At 49.3% G+C, this 17,998-nt stretch carries 14 protein-coding genes; 10 read left to right on the top strand and 4 right to left on the bottom strand.

Annotation, left to right across the window (positions count from 1 at the left end; all coding sequences use genetic code 11):
* Window positions 1–9: 9 nt before the first annotated feature.
* Both QP794_RS05695 and QP794_RS05700 read right to left on the bottom strand, forming a co-directional pair.
* A complete protein-coding gene (locus tag QP794_RS05695) occupies window positions 10–915 on the bottom strand; it encodes an SDR family oxidoreductase (RefSeq protein WP_285075318.1) in 906 nt (301 codons plus the stop codon).
* A gap of 285 nt (window positions 916–1,200) precedes the next feature.
* Window positions 1,201–2,202 (bottom strand): DUF3500 domain-containing protein, encoded by a 1,002-nt coding sequence (locus QP794_RS05700; protein ID WP_285075319.1) that lies wholly within the window; start codon window positions 2,200–2,202, stop codon window positions 1,201–1,203.
* Window positions 2,203–2,364: 162 nt separating this feature from the next.
* On the opposite strand from QP794_RS05700, the gene QP794_RS05705 reads away from it, so the two are divergent.
* The 6 genes from QP794_RS05705 (at window position 2,365) to QP794_RS05730 (ending at window position 10,219) form a co-directional block, all read left to right on the top strand.
* On the top strand, window positions 2,365–2,949 hold the full coding sequence (locus QP794_RS05705) for a TetR/AcrR family transcriptional regulator (RefSeq protein ID WP_285075320.1): 585 nt from the start codon (window positions 2,365–2,367) through the stop codon (window positions 2,947–2,949).
* A 480-nt stretch (window positions 2,950–3,429) separates the two neighbouring features.
* Window positions 3,430–3,717 carry an S-layer homology domain-containing protein gene (locus QP794_RS05710; RefSeq protein ID WP_285075321.1) on the top strand — a complete coding sequence of 96 codons (288 nt, stop codon included), beginning with the start codon at window positions 3,430–3,432 and terminating at the stop codon, window positions 3,715–3,717.
* Window positions 3,718–3,790: 73 nt separating this feature from the next.
* Complete coding sequence (locus QP794_RS05715; RefSeq protein ID WP_285075322.1) at window positions 3,791–4,717, top strand: helix-turn-helix transcriptional regulator; 927 nt, start codon at window positions 3,791–3,793, stop codon at window positions 4,715–4,717.
* A gap of 93 nt (window positions 4,718–4,810) precedes the next feature.
* Window positions 4,811–6,715, top strand: a complete 1,905-nt coding sequence (locus QP794_RS05720) for a class I mannose-6-phosphate isomerase (RefSeq protein WP_285075323.1) — start codon at window positions 4,811–4,813, stop codon at window positions 6,713–6,715.
* On the top strand, window positions 6,712–7,749 hold the full coding sequence (locus QP794_RS05725; RefSeq protein WP_285075324.1) for an ROK family protein: 1,038 nt from the start codon (window positions 6,712–6,714) through the stop codon (window positions 7,747–7,749). The genes QP794_RS05720 and QP794_RS05725 overlap by 4 nt, the downstream gene beginning before the upstream one ends.
* Window positions 7,703–10,219 (top strand): glycoside hydrolase family 38 N-terminal domain-containing protein, encoded by a 2,517-nt coding sequence (locus QP794_RS05730; protein ID WP_285075325.1) that lies wholly within the window; start codon window positions 7,703–7,705, stop codon window positions 10,217–10,219. Before QP794_RS05725 ends, QP794_RS05730 begins: the two co-directional genes overlap by 47 nt.
* A gap of 156 nt (window positions 10,220–10,375) precedes the next feature.
* Here the strand turns inward: QP794_RS05730 and QP794_RS05735 are convergent, their stop codons facing one another.
* Complete coding sequence (locus QP794_RS05735; protein ID WP_285075326.1) at window positions 10,376–11,152, bottom strand: hypothetical protein; 777 nt, start codon at window positions 11,150–11,152, stop codon at window positions 10,376–10,378.
* A 160-nt stretch (window positions 11,153–11,312) separates the two neighbouring features.
* Here QP794_RS05735 and QP794_RS05740 point away from each other — a divergent pair, with 160 nt between their 5' ends.
* Entirely contained in the window at window positions 11,313–12,029 is a 717-nt protein-coding gene (locus QP794_RS05740) for a response regulator transcription factor (RefSeq protein WP_285075327.1), read from the top strand.
* Between the two features lies 1 nt (window position 12,030).
* Window positions 12,031–13,494, top strand: a complete 1,464-nt coding sequence (locus QP794_RS05745) for a sensor histidine kinase (RefSeq protein ID WP_285075328.1) — start codon at window positions 12,031–12,033, stop codon at window positions 13,492–13,494.
* 94 nt (window positions 13,495–13,588) lie between these two features.
* Here the strand turns inward: QP794_RS05745 and QP794_RS05750 are convergent, their stop codons facing one another.
* The gene (locus QP794_RS05750) at window positions 13,589–14,455 is read right to left on the bottom strand and encodes a helix-turn-helix domain-containing protein (RefSeq protein ID WP_285075329.1); all 867 of its coding nucleotides are present in this window, start codon (window positions 14,453–14,455) and stop codon (window positions 13,589–13,591) included.
* A 126-nt stretch (window positions 14,456–14,581) separates the two neighbouring features.
* On the opposite strand from QP794_RS05750, the gene QP794_RS05755 reads away from it, so the two are divergent.
* Both QP794_RS05755 and QP794_RS05760 read left to right on the top strand, forming a co-directional pair.
* The gene (locus QP794_RS05755; protein ID WP_285075330.1) at window positions 14,582–17,047 is read left to right on the top strand and encodes a beta-mannosidase; all 2,466 of its coding nucleotides are present in this window, start codon (window positions 14,582–14,584) and stop codon (window positions 17,045–17,047) included.
* Window positions 17,048–17,104: 57 nt separating this feature from the next.
* Window positions 17,105–17,998: an ABC transporter permease gene (locus QP794_RS05760; protein WP_285075331.1), complete on the top strand. Its 894-nt coding sequence runs from the start codon at window positions 17,105–17,107 to the stop codon at window positions 17,996–17,998.

Here is a 17,998-nt window from a genome sequence, read left to right on the forward strand (position 1 = left end):
TAGGGGCACTTATGGTTTTCCGACATGCTTGTACGCACCAGCCATGATGTCATCTCTCAGAGTTGGCGAAGCTGGCGTCCATCCGAGAAGTTCGCGAGTATGTGCGCTGGAGCCGGTCATGGATAGTTTAAAGAAGCTGCCGACCAATCCGAAGTGCGCATCGGCGTCTTCTGCTGCAATCGAGGCTACCGGGATGTTGAGGGTGCGCCCGATTGCTTCGGCGATCGCTCGAGTGGTGATGGCTTCCTCTGCGATCGCATGTAGACGTGATCCTGCCGGCGCCTTTTCGAGTCCCAGCCGGAGGAGCCGGGCTGCGTCGGAACGGTGCACTGCAGACCAAGCGTTGGAACCGTCACCGATGTACCCGGACACGCCCTGCTTGCGGGCCGCGGACATTAGGAAATTAATGAATCCCCAATCTCCAGTCCCGTGGACGGTTGGAGCGAACCGGGTGATAATGGTCCGCACTCCGCGACCAACGTAGTCGAGAGCAAGATTCTCGGAGCCGCCCCTGTCAGAGCCCGGGCCCACAGCTGGGGACGGGTCAGCCTCCAACACCGGACGCCCTTGAACCAGACCGGAGATGGCATTAGCGACTATGAAAGGCCGGTCAGTACCGATCAGTGTCTCGGCGAGAGTTTCGACTGCAGCCCGTTCAGCACGATCCGACTCCGTAGGATTCGCCCAGTCATGCTTGTTCGCCAGGTGGATGACAGCCTCAGCTTCGGACGCCCCACGGCGGAGGGCGTCGAGGTCATCGAGATCCCCGCGCAGTGCAGTCGCGCCTTTTTCTTCAAGTGAAGCCGCAGAGACGTCCGACCGAGCCAGTCCGACGACCTTGTAGCCTGCTCTCAGCAACTCATCTACGGTGGCCGATCCAATCCATCCCGTTGCTCCAGTAATAAATACATTCATCTGTGTTACCTCCTTGTAGCCCTTCCACAGGCTACACTTCATATTTTTTTACGGTTACTCGCATTGTCAGGATTCACGACAATGTCCGCTTCTGACAATTACGAGACACTGTGTAACTTAATATAACAGTTACAATACAATGTGTCTAGTAATTATTTTTGAGTAGGGACAAGACGCGTGGGAAGACCTGTGGATGCATGACGTGAGCGAATGTCGGCTTAGTGACGAGCGGGTTTGGAGCAATCATCAATCAGTGTTGCGTGATCGCCAATGGGCAAGTTTGTTTTAGAAGGCATTCCCACCATAGTCCGTGTTCTTGTCGCGCCACACAGCGTGTGGATGTGGGTCTGAAAGGATTATACCGCTGTGCATAGAAAACTCGATCCACACCGAAGGACCGTCGATACGGATATAGTCCTTCGGTTTACTTACGGAGGTTGAGCCCGAATAAGCGACGTACGTGAAATCGAGCTCGTCCTCATAGCCAGCGAGGATTCTCGCAGCGTTCTCGTCATCGATGCTGCTGACATAGGTTTCAATCGCTGCTAGCAGCAGGGCTCTCTGGTCTTCGCGTAATTCGGAGCCCCGAATGCCCTCAGCCGTCGTAGGGAACGCCCAATCCTTGCCTGGGCCTAGCAAGAGATCCCGGTACTTGTCGCGGAGTCTGGATAAGGCTAACTGGTCATTGTCAAATGAGGCGAGTAGAGCTACGAATGTTCTCTGTGCCTGCTGCTGGGGTTGATTGCTTATGCCGTTGTACTCGAAGGTCGAGAACGGTTCAATACCACGGAACGAGGGGGTTGCTCCAACGAGGTTACCATCTGTGTAAGTGTTGGCGACTGCGAGGTGGTGTCCGCCGAATTGCAGCTCCCATGTCCCCGAATCGGATGGCGTACCAAGGAAGGCAACGTAGAAGTTCTCCCGCCCGTAGTCCCGGGTCACACCGTAATCACGAAGATAGTCGTCGGCATTAAGGATCTGTTGGATCTCGTCATAGCCCTTGTTCTTGCCTGAACCGGTAGCCGCCGCGAGTAAGACGTTCAGCGATGTCCATTGTTCTTCCGAGAGCGTGCCGATCCGGAGACCGCTTCGGCCGCGGTGACCCATCGTTGCCTGGGGATAGTTCGACCAGTTCACTACATTCCTCAGCGAATAGTCCTGGTTCAAATCGCGGAGCTGGTCATAGGAGAGCGTAGCCGCGAACGACTTCGCGAGCTCGACGACTTTGCCGTTCAAGGTTGTTGGGCAGTTGTACGTATGTGCCACTCTAGCCGTAGATATGCGCATAATAATTGTTATCTCCTTCGTAGCCCTCTTCGGGCATCAATTGAAATGATCGACACAGTTTCGAGTCACCGTGCACCGAAAATATATCATATACGAGACACTGTGTCCACATATGTGGTTTGGAATTGGACAAAGAGGACTGTCTCCGTGTATAGTTGAGACATGAAAAAAGAACATTATCATGGCGGTCGTCCCCGAAGTGAGCAAGCGAGGGCGGCTATTTTGGATGCGGTTGATGACCTCTTGGTCGAGGTCGGATATGCGGCAATGACGATGAAGGGCATCTCCGAAAGAGCAGGAGTGTCCCGGCAGACTTTGTATCGTTGGTGGTCACACAAAGCGGAAATCCTCTTCGAAGCCAGTGTAGCCGATGCCGAGGAAGAATTGGAGATTAGTCCCACAGGGGCTCCGTTGGATGATCTAAGAGCATACCTGGAAGCACTCGTTCGCTTCCTTACGCACTCACCGGCAGGCGCCGCTTATCGGGCTCTCCTGGGTGAAGCACAGCACGACTCTGCCGTGGGGGAACTGCTCTCTGCGAAGGACCTGCTCGGCGACAGCGCCCGGGTCGTGATTGAGCGCGCGCTCGGGAAGGACACACTTCCAATTCCAATCGATCAGGCAACAGCCTTGTTGATTGGACCGACATTCTTCTGGATTCTGAGCGGACGCAATCCCGAACAACTGGTCCCACTTAAACTTGCCGAAGACTTCATGAGCGACCTTCGTGCAAGACAATTGCGCTGAAGAGGCGCTTAATTGTAATGACCGCCTGCTTGAACGACTGGACAAGATGAAGAATAGAATCCACATACTCATGGCTCACGTGGTTATACTGCATAGAGAGCTTAGAGTAAACGAGGTACTATTAATAGCAAGATAGCGACTTGAAGGTCGGTATCTTGCTAATTAATAACTTGATCATTGGAGATTGACAGTCGCGCTTTTCAGCAGATGGATACTCAATTCCTTTTTAACATTTTCTTATTGTGTAAAATGCTGGGGATCAAAAGGGCGGTACACAAGTACAAGTTCTTGTTCACCGTCAATAGATTCGTAGATTATAGAGATGGGTTAAAGGGGTATTTTGCGGTACAAAACATATACCAGAAAGTCGTTAATTTAGTGGCTTTTTTTATTTTAGCCTTTACTTCTTTCGGTTTCGGAAAGCATTGCGTTGAAATATAACAAGAGTTCATTCCTCTGTTTTGAATAATTGATGATTTCATGATTACGGGTACCACTTTTCTTTCCAAAATCAAAACTCATTTGCCAGAGGTCTCCGATACGACTAAAATGGTACTTTCTAAGTATACAGATGCGGATCAGGCAGGAATCTGGTCCAAGGAAGCATTAGCGATTAGCATTGAGCTTGGTCTCATTCAAGGAACAACGGATCATAAACTAAATCCGAAATGTAATCTGACGCGAGCTGAGGCAGCTGTTTTATTTAGCAGATTATTAACGTATTTCTCAACAGACAAATCTGATTTACCTGGTTGGAAAATATTCTAAAGGGCAGACCGACTTCCGGTTTGCCTTTTTGCTATGCAAACGTATAATGAGAGCTTGAAGGGAGAGGATCGTCATGACCATCGAAGCCAGCTTTCGCCGGGCCAATCACATATGCAATCGTTATATTACAAAAGTGGAACAGACGGGGCTTTCCTTATCCATTTTGTACTGGGGATTCATGCCCAATCATTTCGACAATGCCTTCCACCGGCATTCCTTTTTCGAGGCCTGTTATGTGGTAGACGGTGAAGGAAGCTACATAGAACAGAATCAGCATTACGCTTTAACTAAAGGAACAGCTTTTCTATCTCTTCCAGGCACATGGCATCAAATCCGCAGCCAGACCGGACTGACGCTTTGTTATGTTGCTTTTGAACTGGATGAAGCGCACACCGATGTTTATTATACCGAATCCTTCCGTCGTCTTGCCGAGCTTGGGCAAAGCGTAGTCCAGCAAGCGGACCTTACACCGACTGGCCATTTATGGCAAGCGCTCATCGCTTCTTTCGACTTACCCGGGGCAACTCTTCCTCTTGCTGTAAAGCAAATTTCCGCTTCTCTTCTGTTATCCATAGCGGATTTGCACGTTCCTGCCAGAACAGATTCGGCCGATATAGGAGAGCAACCCGTGGAACCCAATACGTTGTTCCGCCAGGCTAAACGGTATATTGATGATAATTTGATCAATGAGCTTACACTTATGACGGTGTCGAGCCACCTCCACATTTCGTCCCGTCACCTAACCCGATTGTTTCAGGAAAATCTGGGGCAGTCCTTCGTCCACTACATTCAGGAACGACGTGTCCAGAATGCCGCTTGGCTCCTGTTAAATGAACAGACGCCAATCAAAGATATCGCCATCCAGTGCGGGTTCCAATCCGTGCATTATTTTACCCGAATCTTCACCCGCGAGCTTGGCGTTTCCCCGGCTAAATTCCGCCGCATTCAGTTTGCCGAAGGCCGTTCTGGCAAAATGCACTTTCCGCCCCAAATGTCCTGATTGTACAAAAACACAGCTTGATCGTTTAAAGACACCATCTCCAACTCCCTATAGAATGATGTCATAAATCGATAGAGAGTTGGAGGTTTAAACATGCCCCGAATAACCCCCTTGCCCTTTCATGCTGAGCCGGTCAATTTCATCCGGCATCAGCCCGACCAAGAGACAGAACCCGGGATCTGCAATGGGTATGAAGAATGGCTTGGTCAAATTTGGCCTGACTGTGTACAGGGTGATTCGCTTCCCTTTTATATGGTCATTGATGGTACACACGGCACTGCATTCAGCGAATGTCTGAAAAGGCTCCGGTCGCGCTGCCACCGGGAGAACAGGGTATTCATTGAAATAGATAGCGCGGATTATTTAAAACCTTCAGCAGATTTGCTACAGCAGTTTCACCCTTACCTGACGGATAACCGCGCTTTTGGTGTTGTGGCCTCGGACGTCAGCGTTGAGGATTATTTTCGGCCAGATGCTCAGTCGGTCTGGCTCAGTGATGTAGAACATCAACTGCGGCTTTATGATTCTGCTGAAAATGCAGAGGCCCAGTCACCCAAGGCAGATCAGTTGGCCCCCATGGTTGTAACCTTTGGACCAGGCTCTGGTTTCCTTTCTAGAGTATCAGGTCCGGCCAACGTTTCTCTTTTTTGTGACTTATCCAGAGAGTCTCAGCAGAACCTGCACCAGCAGGGGATGGGTTCCCTCGGGTTAGGACCTTGCCGGGATACGGTCGAAACCTACAAACAGGCCTTGTTTCTAGAGTGGCCCGTCTGGGAGGAATATCGGAAACGCCACTTGTACAATTTTGACTACTATGTGGATACGAACAACCAGGAACGGCCCGTTCTGGTCACCGTTCCCATGCTGCGCCGACTGTTGGCTTCAGTGGCCCAGCAGCCTTTTCGAGTAAAACCATTCTTTGCACCGGGAATTTGGGGTGGACAGTATTTGAAAGAGCTGTGCGGCCTGCCCCGGGAATGGAATAACTGCGCCTGGGGTTTTGAACCGATCGCACCGGAGAACACGCTTTTAATCGGCTATCGGGATTTTATATTGGATCTTCCTTTTCCACTGCTTCTGTCGGCTCATCCTGAGGCAATTATGGGGGAGCGAAATGTACGGCTGTTCGGTGACTATTTTCCGATCCGGTTTGATTATCTCGATACGATAGACGGGGATCATCTGTCTTTGCAGGTCCATCCTCAGCAAGCTTACATTGAGCAGACGTTCAATGAAACGATGACACAGCAGGAATCCTATTACATTATGGAGCAGAAGGAAGGCGCCAAACCTTTTGTGGGGCTGGGCTTCACGGAGGGAACAACCGGGGAGGAGCTGCTTCAGGCGGTTGAATCCGCCCATTCCTCGGGAAAACCGCTAAAGGTCGAAGAATATGTGAATATCCTAGATGCGAATAAGGGCGACCTGTTCCTGATCCCGCCTGGAGCCGTACATTTTTCGGGCAAAAACAATCTGGTGCTGGAGATCTCTTCGACAACCTGGTGGTTTACCTTCAAAATTTACGACCATTTGCGGGTCGACAGAGACGGTCGGCCGCGACCGATCAACAGCGATCATGCCAGATCCAACATGCAGGAGAAATTCGACACCCGTTACGTTCAGGAACATTTGATAGCGGTTCCAAGGGAGTGCCGGGTACAGGGAGCCAGCTGTGAAGAGCTGCTAGGTGAACGGGAGGATCTGCTTTTTCAGGTCAAAAGATTAAAGCTGGACGGAGAGTGGATCGACGATACAGCTGGAGAGTTTGTCATGTTCAACCTCGTAGAAGGCGAACGCGTGAGGCTCACTCCGCTTGATGATGAGGCAGCGGCCGTGGAATGGGGGTACGCAGAAGCGTATATCGTTCCCGCCTCCGTTGGAGCCTTCCGAATGGAGTCTTTGGGTGACCGATCGTGCACCCTGATCCGGGCACAGGTTTCGCCAGAGTGGAACATGCCTCTGCTTCCGCATCACTGGAAATCTGGTGGGCATCTATGAATCCTGACGTCACGATCGCCATTGATGCAGGCGGGACTTTTTTGAAGGGTGGCGTACTGAGTAACGGGGATCTTTTGCCTCAATTTTATGTCAAAAGGTCGTCGCGCTCCAACAGCAGTGCGTATGAAATTGCCGCCAACCTGGCCGATGTGATTCAGGAGCTTGCCGCCGGATACGTCGCCTACATGGAGCAGCTTAGCTCCGATAAAGAGACCCCGGTCGGATTTCCCAACTTTCATATCGGCTTTGCTTTCCCCGGGCCTTTTGAATACGAAACAGGTGTTTCCCGTATCCAAGGATTGAATAAATACGAGCAACTTTATGAACGCAATTTAAAAACGCTGCTGCGGCGCAAATTAACGGCGCTTGCAGCGGAACACTCAGCCCCTACATGGATGACCCGGCTTGCCGCCGCAAATATTTGTTTTGGCAATGATGCTGCTATGTTTGCTCTAGGGGTCAGTCGGCTTTTTCCACAGGACAGGTTGCTTTGCCTTACACTGGGAACCGGCCTCGGCTCCGCCTTTGTTGAGAACGGGTCCATAGTTAGCGGAAAATGGGGAATTCCTGACTCAGGCATGTTGTATGCAGAGAAGTACAAGGAAGAAACCGTGGATGATCTGTTCGGAAGCCGGGGGATTTTGGCTTTGGCGGACAGCCATGATGCTCGAAAGGAGGGGGAAGACGTGTACGATCTGGCCATAGCGGCAAGACGGGGAGTTTCCGCCGCCAACCTTGTATGGCAGCTTTACGGCCAGCGGCTAGGAGAAATGCTGCGTCCGTATGTGGCAGAGTTTCGCCCCGCGCGTCTGATTCTGGGCGGACAAATTGCGGGCACCTATGATTTGTTTGGCGAGGCGCTTTCAGAAGCACTCTTGCCCGAGGTGATTCCTCTGTACCATGAGAAGCAAATGCAGGAGCACGTGTTTCACGGGATTTTCCAGCTCGTAAAAAATACCTATTCGACCAACAAAGGAGAAAATAAATATGACGCTCGAACAACAAATCAAGCAAGCCGCCATCCCGACGCTTGAACGAAAATGGAAAATATACGTCATTCACCATTCTCATACAGACCTTGGTTATACCGACAGGCAGGAAAAGATTGAACAATATCATGTCGACTTTATCCGTCAGGCGCTGCGTATTGTTAATAATGCTCAAAACAGCGTAAAGCCCGAGTGGAAAGGGTTCCGCTGGACCTGTGAGACCTTCTGGGCCGTGGAACAATTCCTGAAGCAGGCCGGGGACGAGGAAAAAACTGCATTTGCCGATGCCGTGCGGCGCGGTGATATCGAGCTGTCCGGCACGTATCTGAATATGACTGAGCTTCCCGACCTGCAGTTGCTAAACAAAATACACAGCAAGGCTCAGACATATGCCGGCTCGATCGGTCACCAAATAGACAGCGCGATGACAGCGGATATCAATGGCTACAGCTGGGGATATGCCGACAGCCTGCTGGATAACGGAATCCAACATTTATTCAGCTGTATACATACCCATCACGGCATGTATGCGCTGGGCCGCAAGCAATCTCCGTTCTGGTGGGAGGCCCCAAGCGGGGAACGCCTGCTGGTCTGGAATGGAGATCACTACATGCTTGGCAACGAACTCGGCTTCTGCCCTGGTGCGCTGGGCAAATACATGATTCGTGATGAATTCAACCATAGACTTGTTGAACCGGCAAATATTCACGATCAAATCGCCAATACTCGCATCCATCGATATTTAGCCCAGCTTGAGGCGGAGCAGTATCCGTATGATTTTGTGCCGGTGATGCTGTCCGGACTGCCTACAGACAATGGATCGCCCAACAGCGCAATCATAGAATGGATCGAAGCGTGGAATCAGCAAAACGGTGAGAGAATTATCGTAGAGATGAGCACATTGAGCGGCTTTTTTGCCCGGCTGAAGAAGGAAGGAACGGACGATCTACCCGTGCATAAAGGGGATTGGCCAGACTGGTGGTCGGATGGCGTAAGCTCCACACCGATGCACACCCAGATTTACCGGGACGCACAGCGGACACTCCGCAAGGTGGAAAAGCTCGATCCCGAACAAAACAGTGTCAGTCTCCAGGAAATTGAGGCTGTGGAGCAGGCGCTGGCTCTCTATGCCGAACACACATGGGGTTATCATTCTTCTATTTTTGAACCGTGGCACAAAAATGTTCAGCTGCTCGAGGTCCGCAAGACGGCGCACGCTGCAGAGGCAAGCAGGCTTGCTTACCGGGCGCTGGATGAGGCGCTGCTGGACGATAACGCGGCTACCTTGTACCCGGGGCGTCCTTACCGCTTCAAGGTCACGAATCTGTCCGAGCGAGAGGTCACCGAGTTGGTTGAGCTGAAGCTCGAAGGCTGGGAACCGGATGAACTGTTGAACGGAGTGGAGGTGATCCGGGAGGACACGGGAGAGGTGCTGATTAAGCAGTCCACCCACGCGCAGACGATTATTGCGGAGCTTAAACTCCGAGGGAGGGAGAGCTGCATACTGATCCTGCGCCCGCTTCAGGCAACACAACAGGGGTCTTCTTCCTTAACGACAACTTCCAATTCGAAGCTGATCGGCGCTGATCAGGTGTACGACATGGAGGATATGTATACCTTAACACCGGGCGGGCTGCAAGGGCCGATCTCCGTTTTTCAAAACGGGCTGGAGTCGCCTTTTGTACGCTTGACTTGGTCGAAAGAGCGGGGCATCGTGTCGTGGATTGATAAGGAGACAGGCAGCGAGCTGCTGAAAGCGGATGATCTGTATGGGGCTTTCACACCCATCTATGAGGTGACAAATCCGTCAAATCCTTTGGATGCTTCTCAGGTATGGAGTGTCCGTTCAAAAATGGGTCGCAACCGTAAGGGTATAAACGTGGAACGTTCGGTAGGTCAGCTCATCTCTATCCGCGCGGTAGATAACGGACCGCTGTATGCTACTGTTGAGCTTGGTTATCAGCTAAAAGGCATTGCCTATTTTTCACTGTTCCTGCGGATATATACCCGTCAAAACAGAATGGACATTTCGGCACGGTTCCATAAAGAAAGTGTTTGGAATCCGGAGAACGTATATCTGGCTTTGCCGTTCACCCCGGGAGGAAGTGGGCCGGTTACCCTGTTTGCTGATAAGCCGGGAGGCCTCGTTCGCCCCTGGAAGGATCAGATTCCGGGAACCTGCCTGGATTATTCCTCCGTGCAGGCGGGCATCGCCTGGCAGGATAACGAGCGCAGCTTGCTGCTTGCCGTACCGGACACGCCGCTTGTTCAATGGGGAACACTGGATTACGGGCCTAGAAAGGTCCACACCCAGCAAGCATCTGATGCCCAACCGGAAGCGTATGCCTGGCTGATGACGAATTACTGGGAAACGAATTTCAAAGCGACCTTGGGTGGATTCTATGAGTTTCAATATCAAATATCGGCTGGCGGCAGACTTTCGGCTGAAGACATGGCAGCAGCTTTACAAGCACTGAACGAGCCGTTTGTAGTTGCCCGGGTTAATGAACAATAAACCGAATAGTAAAGGCTCTTCTTATAGTCAATAAACCAACAACCAGCAGGCCTCCACATGGAGGCTTGCTGGTTGTTGGCGTCCGGTCATTCTGTAGCGTATGGAGATTTCCAGCTTTGCTTACTGATGTAGGAGATGGGAAATGTATCTCTATGTTTACTCTTGATTAGCTTCCAGTTCGACAATTTGTTCCTTGTATTGCTTCAACAGCTCGGCAAGAGAAGTCTTGATTGCGGCTGAATCCTTGGCAGATACAGCATTATTCAAGTTAGTCTGAGCTTTGAAGAATGCACTGGCAGTAGGATCAATACTGCTGATTTGAAACGTTTCTGCATCAGCGATTACCGCGCTTGTTACTCCGGTTGTTTTTTCGTCAAGTTCCACGGTGCTGATGGCTACTGCCTCTCCAGGTTTGGCGTTTTCCACTAATTTGTTCAGATCAGCACTACTTGTGGTGATCGAAAAAGACAGGGTGTTCTTGCTTTCGGAATGAGGTATTTGTTCGGCTTTTACGGCCTTTACTCCCTCAATTGAGGTAAGTTTGCCTCCCTCAATCTTCAAAGTCTGCATTTCTTTCATCTCATCTGGTTTAGCGTTCTCGGAAGTTCCCTTCCATTGGTCAGAGTCTATGTCAACAGCAACCAAACTGGCCAATCCAGCGGACATAGAAGTCTGTGAAAGAAGCTTATTGTAATTGGCCAACGTTTTTTCCCATTCGCTTACGGTATCTGGTGCGTATTTTTTAGCCAGTTCCACTGGATTAGCCATTGTGAAGGCTGCAATGGAGAATTTCGCTTCTTTCAAGGTGGCTGTTCCGTTTGTGACAGCATTGGCGTTAGCGTCGCTGTCGGCATTCGCGACAACCGGTGCAGAGATCGCAGTGAGCAGCAGGGCGGACAGGGCAACATTTCTGAATTTCAAACTGTAGTTCATTTCGTAACACTCCTTATGGTTTGGTTTGTCTTACAGTTATCAATTTACCGAAGGAGTGTGGCACAATATTGGTGTAATTGTGGAAAAACAATGGCAAAGCTCTTTCCTTCCATCTTCCTTTGGTATACTCACTATAGAGAAAAGTACTGGAGGTCCGTTCATGAATAACGATTACCTCATCGCGGTTGTAGACGATGACGAGAATATACGCACACTGATTCAAGCTTATTTGCACAAAGAGAACTTTCGGACGATAGGCCTTGCGAATGCGGAAGATGCCTGGTCCTTACATAGAATAAGTCCACCGAGCATGTGGGTGATGGACATTATGCTTCCCGGCATGGATGGCTATGAATTATGCAAACGCATCCGTAATGAAGGAGAGGTTCCCATTATTATGATCTCGGCAAAGGATAATGAGGTGGACAAGATCCTTGGCCTTGAGTTGGGCAGTGATGATTATTTGGTGAAGCCTTTCAGCCCCCGTGAGCTGGTAGCCCGCATCAAGCGGCAGCTGGAACGCTGGATTAGAATTACCGGAGGGGGAGAAAAAGCGGTTGTAAGCGAGGCTGCTACGCCACGAATTGATACCGGAGAGCTCCAATTAATGTTGGAAGAGAGGCGCGCCATATGGCGCGGGGAAGAAGTGGACCTGACCAGTAAAGAGTTTACCATGCTCAAGGTACTGGCTGAACATCCGAATCGTGCGTTTACCAGGGACGAGCTGCTTAGCTTTGTCTGGGGGGAAGATTATTTTGGCAGTGACCGTGCTGTGGATCATTTAATTAAGCGGATTCGCAAAAAGATTGAGGAACTGCCTGTAGAGTCGGTGTGGGGACACGGGTATCGTATGCGAACAGATCGGAGTGAAGTTTAATATGAAACTCGTTCATCAAATCAACCTAGCGTTCGGCCTGTCACTGGTTCTGATTCTCTCCGTCACGGCCGTTCTACTCCATTATGTGCTGTTGGATCATTTCATTGGGACAGAGAAAAATGATCTTAAGACATTAAGTGTCGCGATGTCTGCTTCTATAACTGAAGCGGGTGATTTTGCAATGAGTCCTGTTCTTTCCACTGGAGATGTCACTCTTCCTAATTCGAATAATACGGGTATGCAGTCCGTCCAATTGGTAACAGGGGAGGTTGCGAGTGCTCCCACAACACTCATTCCTGCCGATGTTGAAGCTTTTGTAACCGATTTTAACGGCAATGTGCTGTCGGGTACGACTTTGTCTGTGAATGGAATAACCGGAAAGGTGAGTAGCGATACATTGACTGAAGCAGTTCCTGCCAACTTGCAGCAGTATACAGCGGTCACGTCTTCCAGCATCAAGGACCTATGGTCCGGAACGGACGGGCGTTATGTTATGGATGTCAGTCCCATTCCTCAAGGAACCCTGACCCTGTTGACTCCCATGAGCAAGATCAAAGCGATTGAACAGGCACTTCTGGGCCGGCTCATCCTGGTAATCGTTATCGTTGGAGCGATGATGTTCCTGCTGAGTCTATTTATTACGAAAAGGCTGATTCAGCCATTAATGAATCTGAAACAGGAACTAAAAAAGGTCAAAGAACGTCATTTCACGGATGTGCAGCTGGTCAGGGCTGGCGGTGAGATTGGCGCTGTCGCACAGACGGTATATGAGATGGCAGGCGAACTGAACAGGTTTAACGAGGTACAGAAGCAGTTTTTCCAGAATGCGTCCCATGAGCTGAAGACGCCTCTGATGTCCATTGCAGGCTATGCGGAGGGCATCCGGGATGGAATCTTTGAAGGTGATAATGTTCGTAAAGGGCTGGACGTGATCCTGGGGGAAAGCAGCAGATTAGGGAAGATTGTCACCGAAATGACGCTGCTCGCGAAGCTGGATAGTGAAGAGGATATTTTCAAATCTTCCGAGGTCAGCCTGAACGAATTGCTGACGGAAACGTCAGAGCGTGTTAATCCACTACTTGTTAAGAAAGGACTTACCCTTCATATTACCTGCCCGGAGAATCAAGAGTTGTTCATTATGGCTGATCAGGATAAACTGCTGCAGGCACTCCTTAACGTCGTGACAAATGCCGCAAGATACGCCAAAAAAGAAATTCGCATCAATGCAAGCTTGGAAAAGGGAAAGATCGCGCTATCCGTCTCGGATGACGGTCCCGGATTTCCACAGGAGCTGCTGCCCACCTTATTCCACCGCTTCGTCAAAGGAAAAGACGGGGAGTCCGGACTGGGACTGGCGATTGCCCGGGCTATTGTGGAACGCTGCGGCGGACTGATTCAGGCCACCAACCGTAAGGAGGGAGGAGCTGTAATCTCGTTCGGCTTTCCTTCTGCCCAACGTGTCTGAACGGAAAGGACGGCCATATGCCATTAGATATGCTACTCTCCCTGTGTACAGGGAGAGTTTTTGGGTTTGGGTCACTTCTGATTCGGCAGTAACGTTAATCGAATGGCTGTAGCGATTCCTTATTTATTGTGGCGTTCTTGCGGAAATCTAGCGGGGCTTGATTATAAAATTTTTTGAACTGATGGTAGAAGTGGCTGACGTTCTCAAATCCCGCTTCCAGTGCTATCTCAAGCACGCGTAACTCAGTGGTAAGCAGCAAGTTCTTGGCTACGTTCAACCGAAGCTGATTAATATACTCTGTTGGTGTCTGATTCAGATATTGACGGAAGGCGCGATTTACATGACCAACGCTTCGACCTGACAATTCATAGAGGGCATGAAGACCACAATTCATGTTCTCTTTCAGCTGCATTTTGGAGATCGCATGCTCTAACCACAGCGGGAGTATGGGTTCTTCCATCGTTTCCAACGCAAAAAAATGCTGCGTCAAGATTTGAATAATCAGACCTTTTGCATATACACGAGCTTTCTTCTTATCAACGGTGGAGAGCATCATGATCCGTTCAAAGCTTCGAATTATCTCGGTCATTTCTAACTGAGATAGCATGGCGATCTGAGGAAAGGGTGCCTGCAATAGTCCTTGTGCATACTTCTGCTCATTCAAGTAAGCAAATGCTTCTTCTATTACAGCGGATCGACAAGGGCTATTCAAAAAACGGCAGTCCTGAGTGCCTTCCGGCTCATAGCGGTGAATATCATGTGGTCGAATAAAGACAAGGCAGCCCGGCTTTAAATGCTGGGTCGTTCCATTGACGATATGTTGGCACTGCCCTTCACTTAAAATGAAAAATTCATAAAAGTCATGGGTATGCTCAGGTGATACTTTTGATAAGGAATCGACCCAGAATGGATCTACGAGCAGGTCGTTATGAATGTGAGTAGACGCTGTATATTTGATCATGGCTCGAACCTCTCCTATTGTTATAATGTCAAAATAGCACACGAATTCTGTGAACACAACATAAGAAAGTATGGGGGCCTCTTGATAGAATGAAATAGATTACAAAGACATCAGGAGGTATCACAAATGTTGCTTATCGATCTAAATGGCAGGTGGAAAATGAAGAGAGTGGATCATGCCGAATGGATTCCAGCGACGGTTCCTGGCTCGGTCTTTCATGATTTGCTTCAGGCTGGACAAATGGAAGACCCCTACTACCGCGAGCAAGAGCAGGCTGCACTTGAACTGTGCAATTATGATTATGAGTACATACACTCATTTGAAGTGAACGAAGCGGATCTTAAGCATGACCGGATCATCCTGTTATGTGAAGGAGTGGATACACTTGGCGAATTAATTCTGAATGGAATGAGTATCGGGAATGTAAGCAATATGCACAGTACTTATGAAATCGATATTACTTCTGTTATCAAACAAGGTGAAAATACCATACACATTATTCTTCGTTCCCCTGTGGAGTATGTGCTGCGTAAACAAGCCGAGCGCCCGTTGATTAACTGCAGTGATGCGGTAGAAGGGATCTCCCATTTGCGGAAAGCACATTCCATGTTCGGTTGGGATTGGGGTCCACAATTACCTGATTTGGGGATCTGGCGGAATATTTCCATTCAAGGCTACGATCATGCCCGTTTGGATGATGTCTACATTACACAGATGCATAGCGAAGGCAAAGTGACCTTAGATGTGCGCGTAAGGACATTCGGTTGGGTCGAAGAAGAGCGGGAGATCCAGGTCTCATTAGATACTCCTTCCGGGGAGACATTGAAAGGATTCACGTCTGTCGTGAATGATAGAGATCATCACATCTGGATTGAAGTGGAGCATCCCGAGCTATGGTGGCCGAATGGTCTGGGCAAACAGCCATTGTATCATCTGAGCGTTATGCTCATGGAACAAGGTGTCGAGCTGGATCGAGATGAGAAGCGTATTGGACTTAGAACATTAACCGTCAAGCAAGAGAAGGATCAGTGGGGCGAGTCCTTCGAATTCGAAGTGAACAGTGTATCCATTTTCTCGATGGGTGCGGACTATATTCCGGAAGATAACATCTTGCCGCGCTGCAATCCAGAACGAACAGAACGATTGATTAAGAGCTGTGCGGAGGCCCATTTCAATACGATTCGTGTCTGGGGTGGCGGACATTATCCTGAGAATTACTTTTATGATTTATGCGATGAATACGGCTTGATTGTATGGCAGGACTTGATGTATGCCTGCGGTGTATATGAACTGACCGAGGAATTCAAGCAGTCGATTACAAAAGAGACCATCGACAACATGAAGCGCTTGCGCCATCATGCCTCGTTAGGCATCTGGTGTGGAAACAATGAGCAGGAGATGGCTTGGGTCGAATGGGACTGGGCAAAGAAGACATCCTTACAGTTACAAGCGGACTATATTAAGCAATACGAGGTATTACTGCCGGCTATTGCGAAGGAATATGATCCAAACACGTTCTACTGGTTGGCTTCACCTTCGTCCAAAGGCAGCTTTGATGTTCCGAACGATGAGAATTACGGGGACATGCATTACTGGGATGTATGGCATGGCAAGAAACCTTTTACCGAATTTCGCACTTTGTACCCGCGTTACATGTCCGAGTTCGGATTGCAATCCTTTCCTAATCACAAGACCATTGAGACGTTTACGTTACCGGAAGACCGCAATATCTTCTCACCAGTTATGGAATCTCATCAGAAGAACGGTACGGGAAATGAGAAAATTCTGTATTACATCGGGGAAACGTATCGCTTGCCGAAGGATTTCAATTCCCTGTTATATGCTTCGCAGCTCATTCAGGCTGAAGGAATTTCGTGCGGGGTAGAGCACTGGCGCAGACATCGTGGCCGCTGTATGGGCGCATTGTACTGGCAATTAAATGATTGCTGGCCTGTTGCTTCCTGGTCCAGTATCGATTACTTTGGTCGCTGGAAAGCGATGCATTATGCAGCCAAACGCTTTTTCGCACCTATCCTTGTATCGGCTCGGGAAGATGGTCCGAAGGTAGAACTTCACGTATCGAATGAGAGTAGGAGTGATGTGCAAGGAGAGTTGAAATGGAGGCTCATGGATTCACGTTCCAATGAAATCGTAACTTCGTCAAAAGCAATAGAGGTGTCAGCGTTATCAACAGCATTATTCGAACAGCTTGATTTCACTGAGATGCTCGATACAACTGCTAAGAAGCGGAATACGTATTTACAGTTTTCCTTTGTTGTGGATGGTGAAGTTGTAAGCGAAGGTACGGTGTTATTTGTGAAGCCAAAGCATTTTGGTTTTGTTGATCCTGCAATGGAGACCACGATGAAGGAAGAAGAGGATCGTTTTGTAATTACGGTTGATTCAAAAGCCTTCGCGCGGTTTGTGGAGCTGGATTTCAGCGAATTAGACGGTATTTTCAGCAACAATTATTTTGATATATCAGCAGGTGAGACAAAGACCATTGTTCTGAAGAAGGACGATCTTACCAGATCAGCCTCCCTTGAGGAACTGCAATCACAGCTAATCGTACGCAGCGTATTTGATTTGTAAGCTGTTTTATGTTACCGCTTTCAATTTGATCTCCATAATGATGGCAGAGGTGGTTAAATGATTGAACGACTGGCAAAATACCGTTGGCAGTATGTAATGATTCTACCTGCTGCGATCCTGCTGCTTCTCTTCAGCTACATTCCGATGGTGGGCATCCAAGTGGCATTCAAGGATTTTCACATCGGCAGCACCATGTGGGGTAGTGAATGGGTTGGTTTTGAAAACTTCTCATTCCTGCAAGATGAACAGTTCTGGATTGTGGTGAAAAATACGATTTACATTGCGATTCTCAAGTTTGTGTTCGGATTTCCTGCTCCTATTATGTTGGCCTTGCTTATCAATGAGGTGAAAAATAACAAATACAAGCGGTTCGTGCAATCCGTGAGTTATCTTCCACATTTCTTTTCATGGATCGTGGTAGCTTATATCCTGCAATCCCTGCTGACGTTGGACGGTGGATTGGTCAATCAGCTGATTGAGAAGCTGGGCGGAGATCCTGTCTTTTTCTTGGGATCTACAGAGTGGTTCCGGCCCATGATCGTAGTCAGCGGTTTATGGAAGGAGGTTGGCTGGAATACGATCTTGTATCTGGCAGCAATTACGACGATTGACCCGCAGCTCTATGAAGCCGCAAGAGTGGAAGGGGCAGGACGGCTCGCACAAATACGAAACATCACCTTGCCTGGTATAATGCCGACCATCTCCATCGTGTTGATTCTCAGTATGCCTGGACTGATTGCCGTAGGAATGGATCAAATCTATCCTCTGATGAATCCGGCCAATCAGCCAGTCGCGGATGTACTCGACACTTACATTCTTCGCAACGGCTTACAGCAAGGTTATTTTGGAATGGCCACTGCGGTCGGTCTCCTTTCCTCGGTCATCAGCCTGGTGTTGGTACTGTGCACTAATCAGATGGCGCGAAAGTTCAACGGAGAGGGGCTTTGGTAA

The sequence above is a fragment of the Paenibacillus sp. UMB7766-LJ446 genome (genome assembly GCF_030226665.1).
Taxonomy (GTDB): Bacteria; Bacillota; Bacilli; order Paenibacillales; family Paenibacillaceae; genus Paenibacillus; species Paenibacillus vandeheii.